Annotated in this window: 19 protein-coding genes; 8 read left to right on the forward strand and 11 right to left on the reverse strand. The window is 67.0% G+C overall.

Annotated features, from left to right (window positions below; all coding sequences use genetic code 11):
* The first annotated feature begins 1 nt into the window (after position 1).
* The 7 genes from VG566_RS01675 (at position 2) to VG566_RS01705 (ending at position 9,943) form a co-directional block, all read left to right on the forward strand.
* Positions 2 to 547, forward strand: a complete 546-nt coding sequence (locus VG566_RS01675; RefSeq protein WP_014647125.1) for a DUF2878 domain-containing protein — start codon at positions 2 to 4, stop codon at positions 545 to 547.
* Positions 544 to 1,329, forward strand: coding sequence for a DUF1295 domain-containing protein (locus tag VG566_RS01680; RefSeq protein WP_100450031.1), 786 nt, complete (start codon positions 544 to 546; stop codon positions 1,327 to 1,329). The genes VG566_RS01675 and VG566_RS01680 overlap by 4 nt, the downstream gene beginning before the upstream one ends.
* Positions 1,326 to 2,399: an SAM-dependent methyltransferase gene (locus VG566_RS01685; protein WP_241883850.1), complete on the forward strand. Its 1,074-nt coding sequence runs from the start codon at positions 1,326 to 1,328 to the stop codon at positions 2,397 to 2,399. Before VG566_RS01680 ends, VG566_RS01685 begins: the two co-directional genes overlap by 4 nt.
* A gap of 8 nt (positions 2,400 to 2,407) precedes the next feature.
* A complete protein-coding gene (locus VG566_RS01690; protein ID WP_241883849.1) occupies positions 2,408 to 2,941 on the forward strand; it encodes a lipocalin family protein in 534 nt (177 codons plus the stop codon).
* 310 nt (positions 2,942 to 3,251) lie between these two features.
* Positions 3,252 to 6,731 carry an AAA domain-containing protein gene (locus VG566_RS01695; protein ID WP_241883848.1) on the forward strand — a complete coding sequence of 1,160 codons (3,480 nt, stop codon included), beginning with the start codon at positions 3,252 to 3,254 and terminating at the stop codon, positions 6,729 to 6,731.
* A gap of 237 nt (positions 6,732 to 6,968) precedes the next feature.
* Positions 6,969 to 7,619 carry a response regulator transcription factor gene (locus tag VG566_RS01700; RefSeq protein WP_232503899.1) on the forward strand — a complete coding sequence of 217 codons (651 nt, stop codon included), beginning with the start codon at positions 6,969 to 6,971 and terminating at the stop codon, positions 7,617 to 7,619.
* Positions 7,616 to 9,943 (forward strand): ATP-binding protein, encoded by a 2,328-nt coding sequence (locus tag VG566_RS01705; protein WP_241883847.1) that lies wholly within the window; start codon positions 7,616 to 7,618, stop codon positions 9,941 to 9,943. The genes VG566_RS01700 and VG566_RS01705 overlap by 4 nt, the downstream gene beginning before the upstream one ends.
* On the opposite strand, the gene VG566_RS01710 is transcribed toward VG566_RS01705, so the two are convergent.
* The 9 genes from VG566_RS01710 to VG566_RS01750 form a co-directional block, all read right to left on the reverse strand.
* Positions 9,944 to 10,699 carry a SapC family protein gene (locus VG566_RS01710; protein WP_032961063.1) on the reverse strand — a complete coding sequence of 252 codons (756 nt, stop codon included), beginning with the start codon at positions 10,697 to 10,699 and terminating at the stop codon, positions 9,944 to 9,946. It abuts the gene before it with no gap.
* 110 nt (positions 10,700 to 10,809) lie between these two features.
* Positions 10,810 to 11,082, reverse strand: coding sequence for a hypothetical protein (locus VG566_RS01715; RefSeq protein WP_005409616.1), 273 nt, complete (start codon positions 11,080 to 11,082; stop codon positions 10,810 to 10,812).
* A gap of 254 nt (positions 11,083 to 11,336) precedes the next feature.
* Positions 11,337 to 13,373, reverse strand: a complete 2,037-nt coding sequence (gene fusA, locus VG566_RS01720) for an elongation factor G (protein WP_197561082.1) — start codon at positions 13,371 to 13,373, stop codon at positions 11,337 to 11,339.
* 457 nt (positions 13,374 to 13,830) lie between these two features.
* The gene (locus VG566_RS01725) at positions 13,831 to 14,580 is read right to left on the reverse strand and encodes a hypothetical protein (RefSeq protein WP_241883846.1); all 750 of its coding nucleotides are present in this window, start codon (positions 14,578 to 14,580) and stop codon (positions 13,831 to 13,833) included.
* A gap of 63 nt (positions 14,581 to 14,643) precedes the next feature.
* Positions 14,644 to 15,405, reverse strand: coding sequence for a heme ABC transporter ATP-binding protein (locus VG566_RS01730; protein ID WP_049403890.1), 762 nt, complete (start codon positions 15,403 to 15,405; stop codon positions 14,644 to 14,646).
* Positions 15,402 to 16,445: a FecCD family ABC transporter permease gene (locus tag VG566_RS01735; protein WP_100450023.1), complete on the reverse strand. Its 1,044-nt coding sequence runs from the start codon at positions 16,443 to 16,445 to the stop codon at positions 15,402 to 15,404. The genes VG566_RS01730 and VG566_RS01735 overlap by 4 nt, the downstream gene beginning before the upstream one ends.
* Positions 16,442 to 17,488, reverse strand: coding sequence for a heme/hemin ABC transporter substrate-binding protein (locus tag VG566_RS01740; protein WP_032961051.1), 1,047 nt, complete (start codon positions 17,486 to 17,488; stop codon positions 16,442 to 16,444). The genes VG566_RS01735 and VG566_RS01740 overlap by 4 nt, the downstream gene beginning before the upstream one ends.
* Before the next feature lie 51 nt (positions 17,489 to 17,539).
* Complete coding sequence (locus tag VG566_RS01745; protein ID WP_032961048.1) at positions 17,540 to 18,916, reverse strand: YncE family protein; 1,377 nt, start codon at positions 18,914 to 18,916, stop codon at positions 17,540 to 17,542.
* A gap of 122 nt (positions 18,917 to 19,038) precedes the next feature.
* Complete coding sequence (locus VG566_RS01750; RefSeq protein ID WP_164109202.1) at positions 19,039 to 20,067, reverse strand: alpha/beta hydrolase; 1,029 nt, start codon at positions 20,065 to 20,067, stop codon at positions 19,039 to 19,041.
* 281 nt (positions 20,068 to 20,348) lie between these two features.
* Between VG566_RS01750 and VG566_RS01755 the strand changes: the two genes are divergently transcribed.
* The gene (locus tag VG566_RS01755; protein ID WP_241883845.1) at positions 20,349 to 20,723 is read left to right on the forward strand and encodes a hypothetical protein; all 375 of its coding nucleotides are present in this window, start codon (positions 20,349 to 20,351) and stop codon (positions 20,721 to 20,723) included.
* A gap of 74 nt (positions 20,724 to 20,797) precedes the next feature.
* Here VG566_RS01755 and VG566_RS01760 read toward each other — a convergent pair whose 3' ends face one another.
* Both VG566_RS01760 and VG566_RS01765 read right to left on the reverse strand, forming a co-directional pair.
* A complete protein-coding gene (locus VG566_RS01760) occupies positions 20,798 to 21,169 on the reverse strand; it encodes a DUF805 domain-containing protein (RefSeq protein WP_014647091.1) in 372 nt (123 codons plus the stop codon).
* Positions 21,170 to 21,394: 225 nt separating this feature from the next.
* Entirely contained in the window at positions 21,395 to 22,672 is a 1,278-nt protein-coding gene (locus VG566_RS01765; protein ID WP_014037159.1) for a replication-associated recombination protein A, read from the reverse strand.
* Positions 22,673 to 22,947 lie beyond the last annotated feature (275 nt).

Raw genomic sequence — 22,947 nt, forward strand, 5'->3', positions numbered from 1 at the left:
GGTGCGCCGGTTCTGGGCCAATCTGCTTGGCAACCAGCTGGTCTGGCTGTGCGCCGTGGCCGGCGCCGGGCGCGGCTGGCAATGGCCGGCGCTGCTGGCAGCGTCGCTCTACATCGGCAGCCAGCTGCTGACCTCGCCGCAACCTCGGCTGGATCTTCGGCTGATGCTGTTGGCGCTGGCCTGCGCGTGGCTGGTCGACGCCAGTGCCGCCGCCAGCGGCACCGTACGCTACGCCGCGGCCCCGCTGGGCTGGACGCCACCCCTTTGGATCATGGCGTTGTGGGCCGCGTTTGCGATGACGCTGACCACTTCGATGCGCTTCCTGCTTCGCCACCCTGCCCTGCCAGCCGCGTTCGGCCTGCTGCTGGCCCCGCTGGCCTATCTCTCCGCAGCGCGCGGTTTCGATGCGGTTCGATTCACTACGCCGCTGTGGCAAGGCCTGCTGGTACTGGGGGTGGGCTGGAGCATCGCGCTTTCGCTGCTGTGCATGGCCGCTCGTCGCGGCTCCCGCACCATCCCGCCGCCCTTGGCCGGAGCGCCGTCATGATCAATCTGGTGTGGGTACTGCTGTATGCCGTGCTGGTGATGAGCTGGGGCTGGGCCTGGCAGCGGCGCCACCGCAACATCGGCGTGGTCGATGTGCTCTGGGCCAAGGGCGTGGGTGCTTCGGCCCTGTTGCTGGCGTGGCTCGGCGATGGTGCGGCGGCGCCACGCATTGCACTGGGCGTGCTCGGTGGCCTGTGGGGCAGCCGACTGGCACTGCACCTGTGGCATCGGGTCCGCCACGAACAGGAAGACGGTCGCTACCGTTATCTGCGCGATTACTGGCAAGGGCATCAAGCCAAGATCTTCGGCTTCTTCATGGCCCAGGCACTGCTGGTCGTGCTGTTCGCCCTGCCCTTCGTCGCGGTGGCTGCCAATCCACAGACCAGCATGACGTTGTGGGTCGTGGCCGCCGCACTCGTCTGGCTGCTGAGCGTCGGCGGCGAGAGCCTGGCCGACCATCAGCTGGCCCGGTTCCGCGCGAATCCGGCAAACCAGGGTCGCACCTGCCGCGCCGGGCTCTGGCGTTACTCCCGCCACCCCAACTACTTCTTCGAGTGGCTGCACTGGTTCAGCTATGTCCTGCTCGCGGTCGGCTCGCCGCTGTGGTGGCTGGCGTGGTCCGGCCCGCTGCTGATGTATGTGTTCCTGCGCTACCTGAGCGGCATTCCGTTCACCGAAAAGCAGGCGCTGCGCAGCCGCGGCGACGATTACCGCGCCTACCAGCGCAGCACGCCGATGTTCTTCCCCTGGTTCCCTCGTCCTTCCAAGGAGCATTCCGCATGAGCGCGATTCCGTCACTGACCCCGGCCGACGACGCGGAAACCGGGCTGATCGCCTGGGCCGAACGCGGCCTGGTTCCCGATGCCGCGCTGCGCGCCGGCATCCGTCGCCTGTGCGCGCAACGCCTGCACGAGGAAATGCTGGGCGGTATCGAAGCACAGTCCGCACGCTTCGGCCGTCGCATCGCCGAGCTGGCCGACAGCCCGCTCGCGCTGCATACCGACGCGGCCAACCGCCAGCACTATGAGGTTCCGGCGGCCTTCTTCCAGGCCTGCCTGGGCAGGCGCCTGAAGTACAGCAGCTGCTACTACCCCACCGGGCGCGAAACGCTGGACCAGGCGGAGGACGCCATGCTGGAGCTGTACGGCCAGCGCGCCGGACTGGCCGATGGCCAGCAGATCCTCGAACTGGGCTGCGGCTGGGGTTCGCTGACCCTGTGGATGGCCGAGCGCTATCCCGCCGCCGCGATCACCGCCGTGTCCAATTCGCACAGCCAGCGCCAGCACATCATGGCGCAGTGCCAGGCCCGGGGGCTGCACAACGTCGAGGTGATCACCCGCGACGTCAACCAGCTCGAGCTGCCAACCGCACGCTTCGACCGCTGCGTCTCGGTGGAAATGTTCGAGCATGTGCGCAACTACGAGCGCCTGCTGGCGCGCATCAGCCAGTGGCTGAAGCCCGACGGCGCGCTGTTCGTGCACATCTTCGCCCACCGCACGCTGATGTACCCGTTCGAGACCGAGGGCGGCGACAACTGGATGGGCCGCCATTTCTTCACTGGTGGCCTGATGCCGGCGGCCGACACGCTGCTGCATTTCCAGCGCGACCTGCGGCTTGACCAGCGCTGGTTGCTGGACGGCACCCACTACCAGCGCACGGCCGACCACTGGCTGGCCAACCAGGATGCAGCACGCGAGGCGGTGATGCCGGTGCTGGTCGCGACCTACGGCCAGGCCGCCGCGAAGATCTGGTGGCAGCGCTGGCGCATGTTCTGGATGGCATGCGCCGAGCTGTTCGGCTACGACGACGGCCAGCAGTGGCTGGTCGCCCACTATCTGTTCCGCCCCCGTTGAGGTGTGACATGCGCATGCGCTCGCTGCTTCCCCTGCTGGCATTGAGCCTGTTTGGTTCCGGCTGCAGTTCCACCGATACCCGTCCCCTGCCCCGCCCGCCCTCAGTGGACGTGCCACGCTTCATGGGCGACTGGTATGTGATCGCCCACATCCCCTCATGGCCGGAGCGCAAAGCTTTCGACGCGGTGGAGAGCTACGCATTGAAGCCCGACGGGCGCATCCAGACCACCTTCACCTATCGCAAGGGCAGCTTCGACGCCCCCCAGAAGTCGATGCACCCTGTGGGACGGGTCGGGAAGGACGGCAACGGCGCCATCTGGGGCATGCAGTTCATCTGGCCGATCCAGGCCGAGTATGTGATTGCCTGGCTGCGCGATGACTACGGCCAGACCATCGTCGCGCGCAGCAAACGCGACTACGTGTGGTACATGGCACGCACGCCACAGGTGTCCGAGAGCGACTACCAGCAGGCCGTGCAGCGCATCGCGGCCATGGGTTACGACACCGCAAAGCTGAGGCGCGTGCCGCAGTCGGTGCGCTGAGCCATCGGTCATCCCCACGCAGCACCTGCTGACGGCAGGGCGTGTCGACATCTGCTTGCGCCGGATGTCGCATTCATCACCGCTGCCGCATCGTTCATCCGGCACGCGCGCAGCCGCTGCCGGAACCGTGCGTACAGACAGCGGCGCCGCCCTTGGCCTGCCTGCAGCAGCTGGCGCCGGGGTCGCGAACGCTCAAGACTCGCCCGCGGCGGCCGCTAATAGCCAATGCAGGGCTGTGCGCGCCGGCCACAATGGCCGGCGATGGGTGCATCCCGGCCGCAGCCGATTTCACAATGGAAGGAACAGGCAGTTGAAGGAAGAACGACGCAACGCGTTGCAGGCCAGTCATCGCGCGATCCTCAGCTTCTGGCACAGGGTTGAGTTCTTCATACCCTACGATCTGCAGGGCCAGGTCCTTGAGTCGAAGGACGCGGACTGGAGCGTACGGCAGCTGTCCAGGGATCAGCTCGAGCGATTGGACCCGAAGGATCTGTGGTCCCCACCCCTGCCATTCGGTCGCAGGCTGAGCGGATTCGATGTCTACCTCGGCATATTCGACAAAGCCCAGCTGGCCGATATCACCCAGCGGGTACTGGCTGAGACGCCAAGCGGAGACGAGTCGCTGGAACAGGACGAACGGGCCGAACTGGAAGGCCTGACCTGCGCGGCCAGCCTGCGGGCAAGCGCCGAGGGCGTGCTGCAGCTGGGTGAAATCTCGGTATCGACCGTTCCGTGGGCACTGGGCACGATCTCCAGGCGTGGCTTGCAGGGCCTGGACTTCGACGCCTTCCAGGCAAGCCTTGAAGCACTCAAGCGCGACGTAGCAACGTTCCGCAGCGCCGCTGCCACCCCCGCCGGACAGGGTGAGGGCCCAACGCCCTGCAGCCCCGACGACCTGTTGCGCCTGCTCGACATCCTGTGCAACTGGTCGGGTCATGACCCTTCCGCGGGCGACGCGTCCGCTCCGCTGCTGGTCATCCGGGCGAAAAGCGTTGAAGACAAGCCGAAGCCGGAACGGGCAGCAAAAGCCACACCCCCAGGGCCGGACAACGAGCCAACGGCGGAAGCGGACGACGCCGAGGACGACGAGGCCCAGCCCGAAGAGGACGCGGAGATCAGCATCCTCAACAGTTTCTTCGTCGAGGATATCGCGCGGGCCATCGGCGCACTCGACCAGGGCAAGGCCAGTGCGCCGCTACGCGCCTATCTGAGCCCATTGCTTGAAAGCCGACGCGAAGACCTTTACACCCCAGAAGGCCATGCGCTGATTGCCGACCGGCTGCGCCCGCGCCACATCAATCGGGGCCACTGGCCCGGCGATCCTGCACACACGATGAGCCTGATGCAGCAGTTCGCTGTGAACAGCATCTTCGAGCAGGTGTGCGATTCAGGCATGTTCTCGGTCAATGGCCCGCCCGGAACCGGAAAGACCACGCTGTTGCGTGAGGTCTTCGCTGAGAACATCGTGCGGCGCGCACGTGCATTGTCACAGTACGCGACGCCAGCCGCTGCGCTCGGCCCAGCCCGCGAAGTGAACTTCGAAGGTGAGAAGCCGTGCAGGGTCTCGCCACTGAAGGCCGACCTGACCGGCTTCGAGATGGTGGTCGCATCGTCGAACAATGCCGCCGTGGAGAATATTTCGCGTGACCTGCCGAAGAGCCGGTCACTGGGCAAGCCCGGAGGATCGCGCTGGCGCAACAGCACAGGGGACGTGACCTTCGACTACCTGCGGCCACTGGCCCGCAACCTGCTCGAATGGAACGGCAGGGGCGCCTATGAACGACCGGCGGCAGACAGCGATGCCTGGGGGTTGATCAGCTGCGCGCTGGGCAGGAAGGCCAACCGCGAGGCACTTGTGCGGGCCATCAGCAGGAGCGCCCCAAAAGATGGCAAAACCCCCGCACCGAAGGGCTACGACCGCGCCCGCCACCAGTCGCTCTGGGAGTGGCGGGACAACCCAGCAGCCATGAGCTTCCAGCAGGCCAGGCAGGCGTTCGGCAAGGCCGATGCGATCGTCAATGGCCTGGTCGAAAAGCTGGATCGGCTTGCCTCGCTCAGCCGTGAAATCAGCGGCAACGATGAGGAGAGCTTCTGCCGGCAAACGACTTCTCAGCTTCGCGATGCACAGCGCGCGCATGAGGAAGCTGCACAGCAGTGCCGTGCACTCGAGAGCCAGCGCAGCAGATCCGATGAACAGCTCGCCCTGCTCAAGGCGCAACGCATCCTGCTCAGGGAAGAGAAGCCTGGCTGGTGGGCCCGCATCTTTGACCGGCAGCGCGCGCACAGCCATGCGGCCGCAATGGTGCAGAACGCAGATCATCAGCACCGATGGACCCAGCGCGGGCTCGAACTCGGGACGCAATGTGATACGGCGCAACAGCACCTGGGCCAAACCGCGAGCACCCTGGCCGAGGCATCGGCCGCCGCGCAGGCACGGGCGCAGCAATGGGCTGGAATGACGCAACAGCTCGAACAACTGAAAGCCGAATTCGGCACCGCGTCCCATCCCGCCGACGCGGCCGAACTGGAAGGTCAGGACTGGCAGATCAAGGGAGTCTGGAACAGCGAGCAGCTCAACGAGCAGCGCGCCAATCTCTTCGTGGCGGCACTGCAGCTTCACCAGGCCTGGCTGCACGAAGTGGTGCAGAAGGGCGGCGGCTTCGCCCAGAACGTCATTGCACTGTGCCACCTGCTGAGTGGCAAGCGGCTGCAGGAGCCACGCGATGCGCTGGCCATCTGGCAGAGCCTGTTCATGATCGTGCCGGTTGTCTCCAGCACGTTCGCCTCGGTCGCACGCCAGTTCCGCCACCTGGGGCCGGACTCGATCGGCTGGCTGTTCATCGATGAAGCTGGCCAGGCCGTGCCGCAGGCGGCAGTCGGTGCACTGCTGCGCTCCAGGCGCGCGGTCGTGGTGGGTGATCCGCTGCAGATCGAGCCGGTGTTCACCGTGCCGGTCAAGCTGCTGCAGGCGCTGGGCCGAACCAGCGCACTGCCCGCAGGCGTGAACGTCTCGCCCGACAAGACCTCCGTACAGGTACTGGCCGACGAGGCCAACCCGCTCGGTGCCCGCATGGAGTCCGGCGGCTCGCCGCTCTGGATCGGCAGTCCGCTGCGCGTGCATCGTCGCTGCGTCGAACCGATGTTCTCCATTGCCAACACGATTGCCTACGAGGGGAAGATGATCTTCTCCAACCCCTGGGAACCCAGTGCGGCGCGGCCACCCGCCGACAGCCTGGACATCGGCAGCAGCGCCTGGGTACACGCCCCCGGCCGCACCAGCGACAAGCAGGTCGTGCCGTGCCAGATCGACCTGGTGCAGCAGGCGTTGGCCGCGCTCTACCACAGCACCGGAAGCCTTCCCCCGGTCTACATCATTTCGCCCTTCAAGCGCATCAAGAATGCCCTGCTCGAGCGACTGCGGAGCCAGGACGCCTGGCTTGGCCCGGATGCCCCACCCGGCACGCAGGCGCCACGCACCACCGAACTGCGCACGTGGTGCAGGGAGCGCGTCGGCACCGTGCACACCTTCCAGGGCAAGGAGGAAAGCATTGTCTGGATGGTCCTGGGCTGCGACACGGACACGGTGGGCGCGGCGCACTGGGCCTCCAGCAAGCCCAATCTGCTCAACGTCGCCGTCACCCGTGCCCAGCACCGCTGCTTCCTGATCGGAGACACCGCACTCTGGGGCGGCCTGCGCCACTTCTCAGACGCCCATGCCAAACAGTTGCCCCGCATCACCCCGGCGCAGTTCCTGGGTCGCATGTCGATCCCCCGCGTGCAGACTCGATAGCCCTGCCCTGACGGCGTCAACGACTCAGGTCAGGGGCGCAGGGTCACGCCAGCGTGACGCGTCACATTAATGGTTCCGGCAGCCACGACGGGACGCCTGCAGCACCCCATCCATTTACGTCACGAATGCGTAAGCCCCGGCCGATCAACTGCATCCATCGATCTTTAGGAATAGTCGTAAAAACGCAACGAATTCGATGTTCGACGCGACAGCGGCGCCAGAATGGCGGCCACGCCCATGGGCGCCGACCACCTCCCGCGCATGAATGGATTTCCTGCACCGCGTCGGCTTCGCCTGGCGCTCCTGGACGATCACGAAGTCGTCCGTCGCGGCACCGCCCTGCACCTGTCAGGCGATCTCCGCTTCGACATCGTCGCCAGCCACGGTTGCAGCAACGAACTGCTCTGCAGCCTGCAACGCACACCAGTGGATGTGGCCATCATCGATCTCACGCTTGCCCGTGACGACCTGGGTAGCCTTGAGCTGGTTGCGCTGCTGCGCCGGGAATTCCCGCGCACGCCATTGCTGGCCTTCGCCACGCTCTGCCCCACCACCAACCTCAACAGCCTGATCGATGCCGGACTCAACGGATTCGTCAGCAAGGCCGAACCGCTTGCTGCATTGTCCGACGCCATCGTACGTGTTTCCCAGGGCCTGACCCGGGTTCCACCGGACGTCAGGCTGGCCGGCGATCGCGGCGAGCTCAGCCGCAACGAGCGCGAAGTACTCGGCCTGCTGTTGGAAGGCTTGACGGTCTCCGAGATCGCATTGCGGCGGCACCGCAGCATCAAGACTGTCAGCACGCAGAAGGTGGCTGTGCTGCGCAAGCTGGGATTGCGCAGCGACGTGGAAATCTACGCACTGCGCGAACGACTGGAGACACCGTGAGGCGCCAGCCGCCGTTGCGCCGCCGCTTCCTGTCCACGGGGCTGCTGGCGCTCCTTCTCCTGCCGGCTGCCTCGGCCGAAGATATCCGCTCGCCACGCTGGCTGCCGGGCAGCACTGTACGGGTCGCCACGACTCCCTCCCTGCGCCCCCTGCCCGCGGCCCTGGCCGATCCGTCATCACCGCCAACGCTCGCCCATGGCTATGCCAACCTGGTGGCGCGGCACGCCCAATTCCGTTTCCTGGAACACCCCTACCCGACAACCGCCGCATCAATCCTCGCTGTATGCCATCACGAGGCTGACCTGGTCATGGTGTTTGGCGGCGCAAGGCACCAGGCGCTGCCCTGCCCCGGCCTTGCCGCGTCCACCCCGTTCCGTGGCGGCGCCACCCTGTTGGCCGGACGCGCCGGCGAGTGGCTGCCACGGGAGATGCGCGAACTCGACGGCCGGGTCATCGCCGTCGTTGAAGGCGGACCCTACGCCAGCTGGCTGCACGCGCATCACCCGCAGGTCCGGCTGCGGCAGCTGCCAGACCGGCATGCAGCACTGGCGGCAGTCGAAACCGGCCTGGCGGACGTGGCGATTGGCCTGGAGTCCACGCTGCGCCCCCTGGTTCGACGCCATTTCAATGGCAGCCTGCGCCTGCAGCCGTTCGATAGCGGCTTCTCCACCGACCTTTACCTGCTGGTTCGCCGGGAAGACCAGCAACTGCTTGGGCGCATCGAACAGGCATTGCGGGAGGTCACACTGGAAGAGCACGCAGGCCTGCTCCACCTATGGGCAGGCCAGACCCTGCCTGCCGCGGCCGGGAATGCACTGGACTGGATGCAGGCGTCGCCCCCGCGCGGGTGGCTGCTGCTGGCCCCACTGCTGATTGCCCTGCCGCTGCTGTGGCTCGCAATGCGCCACCTGCGGGCGCGCGGTGACCGAAGCAGCGCGCATGCCATCGGCGTGATCAGCCACGAGATGCGCAACTCGGCGCAGGCCGTGCTGACCTCGATCGAGCTGCTGGGGCAATCGACATTGCCCAAGGGCGAGCGTGACCTGCTCGCCGCTGCCAGCAGCGCCAGCCAATCCCTGCGCAGCCTGTTGAATCGCGCACTGGATTTTTCGCGCCTTGCGAGCGGCGCTTTCAAGCCGCATGCGCAACCCTGCGATGCAACCCAGCTGTGCCGGCAGGCTCTGGAGGCGATCCGGCCACAGGCCCAGCGGAAAGGCCTGCAGCTGCATCTCGATGCCCAGGGCGCATCCCCGTCGAACATCCTGGTGGACGCCGATGCGCTACGCCAGATTGCCAGCAATCTATTGGCGAACGCAGTGAAGTTCAGCGATTCCGGCCGCATCGAGCTGCGCCTGCAACTGATGCCGGCGGCGCGTCCTCGGGCGCTGCTGCTGGAGGTGATCGACAGCGGCATCGGCATCGCGCCGGCGCAGGTAGCCACCCTGTTCCAGCCTTTCCAGCAAGGCAGCAGCGGACGCCAGCGTGGCGGCAGTGGCCTGGGGCTTTCCATCGCGCGCGAACTGGCCCGCGCAATGGGCGGCGACCTCACCGTGCACAGCGTGCTGGGCCGTGGCAGTCGCTTCATCCTGCGCCTGCCGGTGTGCCCGGCTGGCACCGGCGTGGATGCCCAGGACATTCCCGTGGGCGATACGCCACTGGCCGGACTGCACCTGCTGCTGGTCGAGGACCACGAGCTCAATCGCCACGTGATCGCCGAACAGCTGCGGCGCTGGGGCGCAGAGGTGTGCGCCGTGAAAGATGCGGCCAGTGCCCTGGCCGAACAGGCACGACAGCCCCGCTCCGTTGCTCTGATCGACATTGGATTGCCTGGCGCCGATGGTCACGTGCTGGCGCGCGAGCTACGCGGGTCTGCCGGGCGCACCGTTCGCCTGATCGCATTGTCTGCCCGCACCGGACGGCGTCATCGCGCACGCTGCCACCGCTCGGGCTTCGACGCGGTGCTGGCCAAGCCGCTGCGCGCCGCCCAGCTGCTGCCTGCGCTCGACATTGCGCGACCACAGGGCCTGGGCGCAGCCGCGCAGACGATTGACATGGACGCGGCCTACATCGCCGACATCCACGATGAGCTCGGCAACATCGAACGGGTTATTGATCGAGCGGATGCATCGGCACTGGGCCATCACGCGCACCGATTGCAGGGCACGCTGCAGATGCTGGGCCAATGCGAGCATGCGGCCATCGCGGCGGAGCTGGTCGACCTGGCGCATGACGCCGCGCCGGACTGGGCCGATGCGCGGCGCCTGCTGGACGTGCTGAAGGCCGGACAGGGCTCCCGCCCAGCGGGAACCCTGCCAATGCCTTGATCAGGCGGCCAGGCGCTCGACCTGGCGACGGGTCAGGTCATTGAAGCGACCCAGCGACATCAGGTGCTGGTGGATCAGTGCCAGCCAGCCGCTGCGGTGCCACTCGACCACGGTGGCTTCCGGCAGCGCAACGAACTTCTCGACGTCCACCACCAGGAAGCCATTGAGGTTGAACTCGCGGCCATCCGGGGTACGCACGGTGGCGTTGCGCTCGACCAGCAGGCCGTTGTCGGTCAGGGCCTTGGAGAAGGCCAGGGTCTGTTCGTGCTCGCGGGTGTACTGGCCGCAGAACTCCAGCGCCTGCTGCACCATTTCGGTGGCCTTGCCGTCAACGAACAGCGGCTGGCCTTCCTCGCCGCCCTTGACCACGCGCGGGCTTTCTTCGTCGATGCCCAGCAGGAAGTCATTCTCCGCGCCGGTGTCGATGAAGATGAAGGGGTGGCGGCGCAGGTAGGCCGGAATATAGGCCTCGTCTTCCCACAGGCCGTCCTTGATGAACAGGTTCTGGTCGGACACGCCGACGGCAGCCATCGGAACCGCACCGGGGCCGGCGAACAGGATCGGGAAATGATGCAGCGCCAGCGAGAACTCGCCCAGCACCAGCGGAATGGCGTTGTTGCCGGCGGCGAACTCGAGCTTGCCCGGCAGGATGCGCAGATCGGCGTGCACATCGGCCTGCAGCGGCACCGGACGGGTATAGAACAGGGGAGCGCCGCTCGGCGCCGCTTCGGTGGTGGTGTCGCTGGTGGTGGTCATCTTGGGAACCGTTCGATCATGCGCGCCTGCCATCCCGGGCACGCCAGCGGGAACAACCTGAATCCCGCATTATCAACAAGCTCGATGACAACGGCCACCCCGCCAGCGAACTATTTCAGCTGCAGGGGGTAGCGCTGCCAGAGCACGTGGACCAGGAATCCGGCCAGTTCGGTGTCGCGCGCGCTCACCGCTGCACGGATCTTGTCCAGCAGCACCATGTCGCTGCAGGAGCGCACATCGGCGTGGTTGGCCTGCCCTGCCCGGCGCGCACGATAGCGTGCGGCCCGCTGCGCATCGCTCATCGCATACCCGAACTTGGGCGGACGACCGCGCTTGCGCGGCAGGGTCAGCTCCAGGGTTCCGGGGTCTTTGTCATCACGCATGAGAGGGGTGCGGGCGGCGGCGAGCAACGGGGGGTGCGCAATTTATCGTGAGGCATCACTTTAATCCAGCTTTTTCTGCAGTTTTGTTGCATCGCAATGCAAAAAAAAGCGCATCGCGAGGGCCCCATCCACGCATGGCGTGGCTCTAGTGCAGCGCTCGCGACCCGATCACCCGGTAGATCCACGCCATGCATGGATGCGGCAACCCGAACCCACAAAAAAGGGAGCCCGCGAACGGGCTCCCCTCACCTTCTTCATGCAGCGCGCACCGGCTCGTAGCCATGCAGGTGCGCCTCGCTGCTGGCCCGCCCCTGGCTGAGCGAACGCAGCGAGGTGGTATAGCCCACCAGCTGCGCCAGCGGTGCGAAGCCACTGACCTCGGCGCGACCATCCTGATCGTCGATGCGGGCAATGCGACCATGGCGGCGGTTGAGGTCGCCGACCACATCACCCACCGACGCTGACGGCGAATGCACCGTCACCGCCATCACCGGCTCCAGCAGCTGCGTGCCGCCTTCGGCCAGCGCCGCCTTGATCGCCTCGGCGCCTGCGCGATGGAACGCCATCTCCGAGGAGTCCTTGGCATGGGTCTGGCCATCGACAAGACTGACCTCGATGCCGACCACCGGATGGCCCTGCGGACCTTCCGACAACGCAGCACGCACGCCCTTCTCCACCGCCGCGATGAAGCTGCGCGGAACCACGCCACCGACGATGCGGTCGTTGAATACGACCTGGTCGTCCTCGCGCGGCGATACATCCAGCACCACGTGCGCGAACTGGCCCTGGCCGCCGGTCTGCTTGACCAGCCGCCCGACGACGCCGGTCATCGCACGCGTCGGCGTCTCCTGGTAGGCCACGCGCGGCGCACCTACGCCTACGTCGACCTTCCATTCGCTGCGCAGGCGCTCGACCATCACCTCCAGGTGCAGTTCGCCCATGCCCCAGACCAGGGTCTCCGCCGTGTCGCGATCGGTTTCGACGCGGAACGAGGGATCTTCCTGGGCCAGGCTGGCCAAACCCTGTGCCATCCGGATCAGGTCGGCCGCACGCGCCGGCTCCAACCGCCACGCCAGCACCGGTGCCTGTGCCTGGATGTTCTCCAGGCGCAGCGGCTGCGCACGACCGCTCAGCGTTTCACCACTGACCGCATCCTTCCAGCCCAGCACTGCAACGATGTCACCGGCCACGGCCTGTTCGATGTCGTGGGTCTGGTCGGCCTGCACCCGCACCAGGCGACTGACACGCCGCCCCTGCGGATGCTGCGAACTGGCCACCGCATCGCCCACCTTCAAGGTGCCCGAGTACAGCCGCACGAAGCTCAACGCGCCGTGCTGCTGGTGGGTGATCTTGAACAGCAGGCCGGCCAGCGGACCGTCCGGGTCCGGCGGCAGCACGACCTCGCCCTCATCGCTTTCGGCGCTGACGGCAGGGCGATCCAGCGGCGACGGCAGGTAATCGACCACGGCGTCCAGCAGCGTCTCGATACCCTTGTCCTTGAACGCAGCACCGGCCAGCACGGGCACGCCCGCACCCGCCAGCGTCGCCCGGCGGATCGCCGCGCGCAGCTGCCCGGCATCGATCACGCGACCTTCCAGCCAGGCATCGGCCAGTTGCTCATCGTGATCGGCCACGGCCTCGACCAGCGCATCGCGCTGGGCTTGCCACTGGGCCCGCGTCGCTTGCTCCCACGGGGTCACCGTGGTTGCGGCACCATCCTGCCACTGCAGCACGCGCTCATCGACCAGATCGACCCAGCCGTTGAAGCCACTTTCGCTGCCCAACGGCACGCCCAGCGCCCACGGCCGCGCCCGCAGCTTGTCCCGCAGCTGCTCCAGTACGCGCTCGAACGAAGCGCCGACGCGGTCCATCTTGTTGACGAAAGCGATCAGCGGCACGCGGTGGCGACGCGCCTGGCGCCACACGGTTTCGGACTGCGGCTGCACGCCATCCACGGCCGAGAACACGGCCACGGCGCCGTCGAGCACGCGCAGTGAACGCTCGACCTCGATGGCGAAGTCGATGTGGCCAGGGGTGTCGATCAGGGTCAGCCGATGCGGCGGCAGGTCGCGCGGCGCCCACTGCGCCTGCACGGCGGCAGCGCCGATGGTGATGCCGCGTTCGCGTTCGATCGCCGAGAAATCGGTGGTCGCGTTGCCGTCGTGCACTTCACCGACGCGGTGGATCTCGCCGCTTTTCCACAGCAGGCGCTCGGTCAGCGTGGTCTTGCCGGCGTCGATGTGGGCAATGATGCCAAGGTTGCGACGACGGGAAAGGACTTGGGTGTTCATATAGAGATTCCTGCAAAGCCAACTTCAGGGGCCGCGCCCCCCGGTTGGCGACAGGGTGCGCGGCTAGCGTTCGGTCTCGGCGATCTGGTGCATGGCACGTTCTCCTTTGCGGTACTGGGTAGCGTCGGCTGGGCAGCGTCGACTGGGTAGAGTCGACTGTTAGTCGACTAACAAAAAAACAAAAACAAAAAGAGCGCCCCGGGGGGCGCTCTGTCGAAGGTCCAGCGATGGCCGCTTCAACGGCCTCGTGGGGCTCCAGGCAGACACGCCCGTTCCGCGTTGGCGCGGGTCAGGGTGAAAAACTTCAGGAGCGGCATCCGGTTCATGGGGCGCATTCTAGACCTGCCAATCTGGCGCGCAAGTGAATATTGCAAACATAAATGGAACGATGAGGCCGACAATGATCGGGGTCAGATCCCTTTGACCCTGGGCAAAGGGATCTGCCTCCTCTCAGCCCTTACTTGCAGCCGTGCAGCGTGCGCGCCTCGGCCACGGTCGCCGCCTGGTCATCCCCCATCGGAATCCACCCCTTCAGCGACGTCGCCGGGTCAATGTGCGGCAGCTGCGGGCCACCATGGATCAGCACCTCGGTCCAGCTCCCCACCGGCGCCAGTTCGGACAGGCGTGCCGCCTGGTCATCCTCGGTGCTGAACGTGTCGTCCGGGCTCGCCGGGGGCGTCGTGTTCACGGTCTCGGTCTTGCGGGAATGCACACGCAGCGCGCCGCCCGGCATGCGCTGGGTGGTGACGTCGTAGCGCTCGATACCGTACGCCCAATGGCTTTCGCCAATGCTGCGGGTCTCGCTTCCGTCATCCGCCACAGCCACCATCTCGCCCGCCGGCCCGACCACGCCCGCGACAGCACCCAGGCCGGACATCAGCGCCTGGTAGACGATCATCTGCCGCTGCTCGGTGCTCAACGCAGCGGCCTTGAGCTTGGCAGGGGGAATCTGCAGGTATGCCGCCTCCTTGCAAAGCACCAGCACCTGCTGGTCATCCCAACTCACGGACATTTCCTCGCTGGCGAAGTACTGCGTCCGGATGGACGCAACAGGAGAACCCGCGCCAGCGGAATGCCGTATCTCGATCAGCGAGGCATTCTCCGCCGCATCGGTCAGCGAAACCGGAGAGGTGGAAGCCGCAGTCGCAGCGCCTGCGAAGCCAACCAACACGGCCAGCAGCGTGCCGCGCGAAATGCTACAGATCATTGCATCAGTCCATTGAGGGAATACCGGTCAGACATGATACGCGGCGACGGCAGCAGATCCGGACTACGTCACCACCACCAACGGCACCCCGCGCCGCGGATGCTCCAGCACCACCACATCCTGCTGATAGACCCGCTGCAGGTTGTCTTCGGTGAGCACCTGCAGCGGCGTGCCATCGGCGGCCACCCTGCCCTGTTCCAGCAACACGATGCGGTCGGCATAGCCGGCGGCCAGGTTCAGATCGTGCAGCACCACGATCACGCACGCACCGGCTTCGGCACAGGCACGCACACTGCGCAACGTACGCTCCTGGTGGCGCAGATCCAGCGCCGCGGTCGGTTCATCAAGCAACAGCAGCGGCGTGTCCTGCGCCAGCACGCGCGCGAACGTGGTCCGGGCGGACTCGCCACCGGACAGCTGCTGCACTTCGCGCAGGCGTAGCGCCTGCAGTTCGGCGGCATCGATGGCAGCTTCCACCCGTGCATCGTCCACACGCGGATCCGGCGGATGCGGCAACCGTCCCATCGCCACCACTTCTTCCACGCTGAAGGCGAAGCGCACGCCATGCTCCTGCGGCATCACCGCGCGCTCGCGTGCCAGCGGCCCGGCCTTGTAGCTGGCCAGCGGTTTGTCCAACAGGCTCACCTCGCCCGCATCGGCGCGCAGGTCACCGGCCGCCACCGCCAGCAACGTAGACTTGCCCGCGCCGTTCGGGCCAACCAGCGCGGTCACCGTGCCCGGTTCGAACGCCAGCGAGATGCCATGCAGGATCTCGCGCTGCTGGCGGCGCACCACCACCTGGTGCAGTTTCAGCAGCACGCTCATGGCGCCGCCTTGCGGCGCTGCTGCAGCACCAGCCACAGGAAGAACGGCGCACCCAGCGCGGCCGAGAACAGGCCCAGCGGAATCTCCGCAGGTGGATCGAGCGTGCGCGCGGCGGTGTCGGCCACCACGATCAGCAGCGCACCGAGCAGCCCGGACAACGGCAGCAGCCAGCGATGACCCGGGCCGACCAGCAGTCGCGCCACGTGCGGCACCACCAGGCCGACGAAGCTGATCGAGCCCGCGAACGCCACCGCTGCGCCCACCAGCAGCGCACTGAACGCGACCAGGCGACGCCGCGTACGGGTCACGTCCAGCCCCAGGTGCTGCGCCTGGCGCTCACCCAGCGCCAGCATGTCCAGCGGCGTGGCCAGCCGCTGCAGCGCAAACACGCCGAGCGCAAACAGCGGCACCACCGCGGCCACGTCGGCCCAGTTGGCGCGCGCCAGCGAGCCCATCTGCCAGAACACCAGCGACTGCAGCTCGCTTTCGCTGGCGATGTAAGTAAGGAAACCGATCAGCGCCGAGCAGAACGCGGCCATCGCGATGCCGACCAGCAGCAGCGTGGCATTCCCACTGCCTTTGCCGGGCCGGGCCAGCGCATAGGTCAGGCCGATCGCCAGCGCGCCGCCGACGAAGGCTGCCACCGGCACCAGCCAGCCGGCCGCACCGGCAGCGCCGAGAACAATGGCAGCCACCGCACCCAGCGCAGCACCCTGGCTGACACCGACGATGCCGGGGTCGGCCAGCGGATTGCCAAACAGGCCCTGCAGGCTGGCACCGGCCATCGCCAGCGACGCACCGACCATCGCGCCCAACAGGGCGCGCGGAATGCGCAGCTGCCAGACCACGGCCAGATCACGGCTGCGGACTGCCCCTGGGTCAAGCAGGCCCAACTTCACCGCAAGCGCCTGCATCACCTCCAGCGGCGGCAACCGCAACGGACCCACGGCGAACGACGCCAGCACTGCCCCCAGCAGCGCCAGCAACGCCACCATCAACATCGTCCGCCCGCGACGGCGGCGCCGATCCGCCGGACTCATGCCTTCGGCAAGGCTGCCAGGGCCTTGGCCAGCGCCAGCGCGCCCGCACCAGAACCCACGCTGGTGTACTTCAGCTGCACATCCGGCATCACCCAGACCCGATTGGCCTGCCCGGCCGGCGTCTGCTTCAGCGTCGGGTACGCCTTCCACAGGCCTTCGGCACCGCCGAACAGCCGCAGGTCATGCTCGGTCACCAGGATCACCTCCGGTGCCGCGGCGACCACCCCCTCGTTGCTCAGCTGCGAATAGTTCTTCACCCCGGCCTCGGTGCCGATGTTGATGCCGCCGGCCAGCGCGATCAGCTGCGCTGACGCGCTGTCGGCACCGGCGACAGTGGGCGAGCCGCCAGCGCCGGTGGCCGATACGTGGATCAGTCGTGGCGCATGGCCCAGGCCCTTGCCAATCGCTGCAGCCTCGTCGAGCTGGCGCTGCACCTGCGTGGCCAATGTTTGCCCCGCTTCGGCCAGCCCTAGTGCGGCGGCGACCTTGCGCACCTTGTCCGGGGCCGGCTGCAGATCATCGATGACCACCGCCGGCTCACCGACTTCGCGCAGCTTTTTGGCCAGCTCGGTGTGGCGGCGCAGGCTGTTGCCGAGGAACAGCGAGCCCTGCAGGCTCAGCACGCCCTCCACGCCGGTGGTGCGGTTGAACAGGAACTGGTGCGGCGCGGCCAGGCCGGCCTGGGTGGTGGTGTTGGTCGGCGCGGCGAATACCTGCGTGCCCAGCCCCAGTGCTTCGATCACCGCGATGACGTCGTCGCCACCGGCAATGATCCGGCTGGTATCGGTCACCTCGATATCGGCGCCGTCATCGGAATGCACCTTGGCCGGCAGCATCGCCTTCTGGTCATGCACGGCCGGCAGCTCGGCACCGGCCACGCGCTGCCAGCCTGCCGGCAACGCGGTTTCGGCAGCGGCTGGTGCGGCGGGCGGCTCGGCGGCCTTCTGGCCATCAGGCGGTGTCGACGCGCCGCCACAGGCGGCCAGTACCAGCGAAACAGCCAACGGAAGCGCACACAGGCGCAGACGGGACGCGATGTTCATGCTCGTTCTCCTTGCTGGCAGGGCGGCGCGCACGCCGCCCCACCGTGTGACTTACTGCTTCGGGGTGATGCGGGTGATGCGGTCACCCTTCGGGTCCTCAGCGCCGCGCGACTTGTTCACCGCGAACACGTTGCCCTTGCCATCGGCGCGGACGTGGTTCGGCAGCGTGCCGCCATCAAGATTGGCGACCACCTTGCCGTCACCATTCACCACGGTGACCGTGCCAGCGCCACGGTTGCTGACATAGGCCAGGCCGGAGGCATCATCGAAGGCGACGTTCAGCGCACCGGCGCCGACCGGCACGTCATGCAGCACCTTGCCGGCTGCCACGTCGACGATCAGCAGGTTGTCGGTGCCCTGCGAGGCGACGTACAGGCGGTTGCGTGCCGCATCGAAGGCCACGCCCGAGGCACTGATCGAATTGCCCAGATCGATGACCTTCTCGACCTTGCCGCTGGCCACATCGATCACCGCCGCTTCCGGGGTGCCGATGCTGACGGTGAACAGCTTGCCACCCTTCTCGTCCAGCACCAGGCTCATCGGTGTGAACGTGCCGTCGTCCACGCCGGATTCCAGCGTCACTGCCGGCAGCTCCTTGAAGGTCCTGGCGTCGAACACCGACAGGTGGTCCTCGCCCGTTGCCGAGGCGAACACCTTGCCGCGGGTGCCATCGACCACCACGTCGCGCGCGTGCGGCACAGTGTCGGCTGGGAACTGGTGGACCAGCGACAGGTCCTTCTGCCGGTAGACCGCGATCGAGTTCTGGCGGGTGTTGGTCACCCAGACATTGCCGTTGGTGTCATCCACGCCCACGCCGTAGACCGCGTACACCGCACCATTGGTGCTGCCCGGCACCTGCGCCGGGGTGATCGCCCTGGTCACCTTCAGCGACGTCGGGTCCAGCCTCAGCAGCTGCGACTGGGTCACCGGCGGGCGACCCACCGCCGAGGTCACGAACACTGCGTTGCTGGCGGCACTGTAGGCGGACTGGTACAGGCCCGGCACCAGCTTGCTGGACCGGGTGGCGAACTGCGCCTGGCCGGACAGCGGCAACTGCGGCGACACGCGCAGCTTCAGCACCGTGGCCGCAGCCGGCTGGCTGGCGCGCACCACCACCGGGTGGGTGCCCGGCACCGCGTCGGCCGGAATGCTCAGCTGGGTCTTGAAGTTGCCATCGGCATCGACCACCACCGGCTGTGCGTTGAGCACGCTGTCGCCACGCAGCAGGCTGACCTTCTGGCCCGGCACGAAACCACGGCCGACCACGTCGGCGGTGCTGCCGGGAACCACGTTCTCACCGCGTGAGACGACCTCACCCTTGAAGGTGGCGTTGGCCGGCTGGTCGAACACCGGCTGCGCGGTGGCGGTCACTGCCAGCAGCAGGCCGGCAGCGAGAGAGGTAAGACGGAGAGACGGACGGAACGACATGGCAGGCTCCTTGCACACGTAGGCCGCGCCACGTGGCGCGGGGGTCATCGGTTGCCTGGGCCGCTGCACGTCGGCAGCCTCGCCTGGGTAGTGGGGTCGCACGGCAGCGCGTGCGAAGGGATTCATTCGGCGGCGTTGTCACCGCCATTGGGCGCGCCATCGCCGGCGCTGCGATCGGTCACGCCGTACAGCTCATGCAGCGCCGCATGGAAGGACGCCGGCAGCATCGGGCCGTGGCCAAGGCCGGGGAACTCGCGGTACTGCACGCTCAGGCCCGGCACCTTGCCCAAGCGCTCGGACAGCTGCATCGCCGCATCCGGGGTGGCGCCACCGATGCGGCGCAGGTGCGCGACCACGCGCGGATTGTTCATGTCGCGCTTGCCGCGATCACCGACACGCTCGGCACCGCCCAGCATCAGCCAGAGCCTTGCCGGCTGGCCGTGCACGTTCTGCACGAACTGTTGTTCCGGATCCCCCAGCGCCGCACCCTGGCTCCACCACAGCGACGGGCTGGCGGCCAGATAGGACTGGAAGGCGGCCGGACGCGTGTACAGCGCATTGAGCACGAACAATCCACCCAGCGAGTGGCCCCACAGCGCTTGCTGCTGCGTATCGATGCGTGCGCGACGCTCGACTTCCGGCTTGATGCGGCGTTCGATCACATCCAGGAAGGCCGCAGCACCACCGCCGACCGCCTGGGTCGTACCGCTCTCATCGTCGGCGCGGTCGATCCACGCGGTGTAGTCGCGGGTGCGCGCCTTGGAATCGATGCGCAGGTCGTTGTCGTAGCCGATCAGCACCAGCACCGGCGGCGCCTTGCGCGCGGCCAGCTCGGCCAGCAACGGCTGATCCAGGACCATCGCGACGGCGTTGCCGTCCAGCGCGTAGAGCACCGGGGATGGCGTCTTGCCGGCCTTGGCCGGAATCGCCAGGTTCACCCGCCAGCGGCGTTGCTGGTCGGGACTGTCCACCACGAAATGCTCGAAGCGATAGCTGGCCGCAGGCTCGTCGAGCACGGTGCGGCCGATCTTCTGCAGCGGGTTGCGCTGCTGTGCATGGGCATATGGGGTGACCAGGAGCAGACCCATCATCAAGGCGGCCAAGCCGCGGGCCAGCGGACCACGGCGCGAAGGCGGAACAAAGTGCTTCATCAGCGGCGGCAGAAGCGGCCCAGGGCCGCCGGTTCACAAGGGACCGCAGTCTACCTTAAACGCGAATGATTATCACATCGATCAAACGTCACGCTGTGTATCACGCGCGCGCATGCCCGGGTTGCGCAAGGGGCAGCAATTCCCCTATTTTGCCGCCCATCGGGGCATTGGATCGCCCCGCTTCCAGCGCAGCCATGGATGGCGGGCACTTGCCGCCATCCGGGTCGCGTTCATCTGCACACAACCGCCATGGGATTGGATCCCATGATTGTGAGACTCCCTTGAAGCACACCACCCTGATCGCCCTCTCCCTCGGCCTGCTTGCGCCGCTGGGCGCCCATGCCGCACAGGACCTGCCAACGCTCTACCAGGCCTTTGAAGAAGCCGGCAATTCGTCACTGGGCATGGACCAACTCAACCAGACGGTGACATTCACTGCCGTAGCCCTGAGCGTTTCCAGCAACCTGGCGGGCGAGCCGCTGATCGAGGCCGGCGACGACCAGGGCAATGTCCTGGCCCGACTGACCAGCGACGACGAACAGCAGGCGGCCAAGCTGGGCGCACTGGAAGAAGGCGCGACGTTCACCGCCAGCTGCACGCTGCAGTTCAGTTCCGGCACGGACTACCTATCCTTCGGCGACTGCACCATCAAGTAAAGACGAAGCCGGCGAAATGCCGGCTTCTTTTCTTTGCCTCTTGTGGAGTCGAGCCATGCCCGACTCGCGAAATGTCACGGCCCCGAAGGCACCGGACCATAAGCATTTTCCTGCGGCGTGCCCGGCAGCAGCGCGAATACGAAGATCACCAGGCCGCCGAACGGAACGAAGGCCAGCAGGTACATCCAGCCCGACTGGTTGCAGTCGTGCAGGCGGCGCACGGTGACGGCGATGACCGGCACGAACGTGGCCAGCCAGAACACGACAAACAGGATGATCGACGCGATGCCCAGGACGTCGGACTGCATCACCAGCCCGGCAACGAGCGGCACCATCAGGACGGCGGAGACGATCAGCATGAACAGCTGGAACATCCAGTACTCACGACGGTTGGCACGCCCCTCGAACTGGGCGTAGCGCTTCAACGGCAGAATCATTTCCTGCACGGCATCAATCCTTGAAAAAGTGGCCGCGCAGTGTGCCAAAGACCGCCGCCGGGAACAATGTGGAGCCGAGCCATGCTCGGCTGCCATTGGCCCTGTAGAGCCGAGCCCATGCTCGGCTGCCGTTGGCCCTGTAGAGCCGAGCCCATGCTCGGCTGCCGTTGCCGCAGGCGCTGCTGGCCCGGTCCAGAGCGGAGTCGAGCGCGGCTCGACGCTACATAAACCGGGTCAGCGACCCTTTGCCGCCCTCGCCGCTTCGCGCTCGGCACGCAGCCGGTCCAGCTTTTCCTTCAGCTTGATTTCCAGGCCACGCGGCACCGGGTTGTAGTACACCCGTTCGCCCATCGCATCCGGGAAACCCGTCTGGTCCAGCGCGATGCCACCCTCGGCGTCATGGTCGTACTGGTACTCGGCGCCGTAGCCGAGCTCCTTCATCAGCTTGGTCGGTGCATTGCGCAGGTGCAGCGGCACTTCTTCGGTACCACTCTCGCGCACGTCGGCCTTGGCCTGGTTGAAGGCGGCATAGCCGGCGTTCGACTTGGCGGTGCTGGCCAGGTAAAGCACCAGCTGCGCGAACGCCAGCTCGCCTTCCGGGCTGCCCAGCCGCTCGTAGATGTCCCAGGCTTCCAGCGCCATGCTCTGCGCGCGCGGATCGGCCAGGCCGATATCCTCGATGGCCATGCGGGTCAGCCGGCGCGCCAGGTAGGACGGGTCGCAGCCACCATCGAGCATGCGGGTCAGCCAGTACAGCGCGGCATCCGGGTTGGAGCTGCGTACCGACTTGTGCAGCGCCGAGATCTGGTCGTAGAACTGCTCGCCGCCCTTGTCGAAGCGACGGGTGCGATCGGCCAGCACCTGGGTCAGGGTCTGCGGCGTGATGCGCCCTCCCTCCCCGCCCGCCAGTTCCGCGGCGATTTCCAACAGGGTCAGCGCACGGCGCACGTCGCCATCGGCGGCGGTGGCGATTTCCAGCAGCAGTTCGGGGGCGACCTCGATACCCTCTTCGCCCAGGCCGCGCTCGCGATCACCCAGCGCACGTTCCAGCGCCTCGACGATGTCGGTGGGCGAAACGCCTTCCAGGACATGCACGCGGCAACGCGACAGCAATGCGGAATTCAACTCGAACGACGGATTCTCGGTGGTGGCACCGACGAACAGGATCGTGCCGCGCTCGATATGCGGCAGGAACGCATCCTGCTGCGCCTTGTTGAAGCGGTGCACCTCATCCACGAACAGCACGGTGCGGCGGCCTTCGGCGAAACGCTGCGCGGCCTCGGCCAACACCTGGCGCACCTCCGGCAGGCCGGAGAGCACGGCGGAGATGGCACGGAATTCTGCGTCGGAGTATTCGGCCAGCAACAGCGCCAGCGTGGTCTTGCCACACCCTGGCGGCCCCCACAGGATCATTGAATGCACGCGACCGGATTCGACCGCGCGACGCAGCGCGCTGTCCGGCGCCAGCAGGCGCTTCTGCCCAACCATTTCGTCGAGAGTGCGCGGACGCATGCGCTCGGCCAGCGGGCGCAGGTGTTCCCGATCGACGCTCAGCAGATCGGGACCAGGGAAGGAAGTTGAACGATGTCTTGCCACCCGGTCATTGTACCGCGCCGCCCAACGGTAGCGCCGGGCCGTGCCCGGCGGCGGGACGCGATGTCGGTAGTGCCGGCCGCTGGCCGGCAGATCAAAAGCGTGTCAACCAAGGTTGACACCCACCAAGGCGGTCCCGGTTGAAACCCACCAGAGCAGAAAGCGCCGGGCCATGCCGGCGATCAGGCCGCACG

This window comes from Stenotrophomonas sp. CASM114, from assembly GCF_049384325.1.
GTDB lineage: Bacteria > Pseudomonadota > Gammaproteobacteria > Xanthomonadales > Xanthomonadaceae > Stenotrophomonas > Stenotrophomonas muris.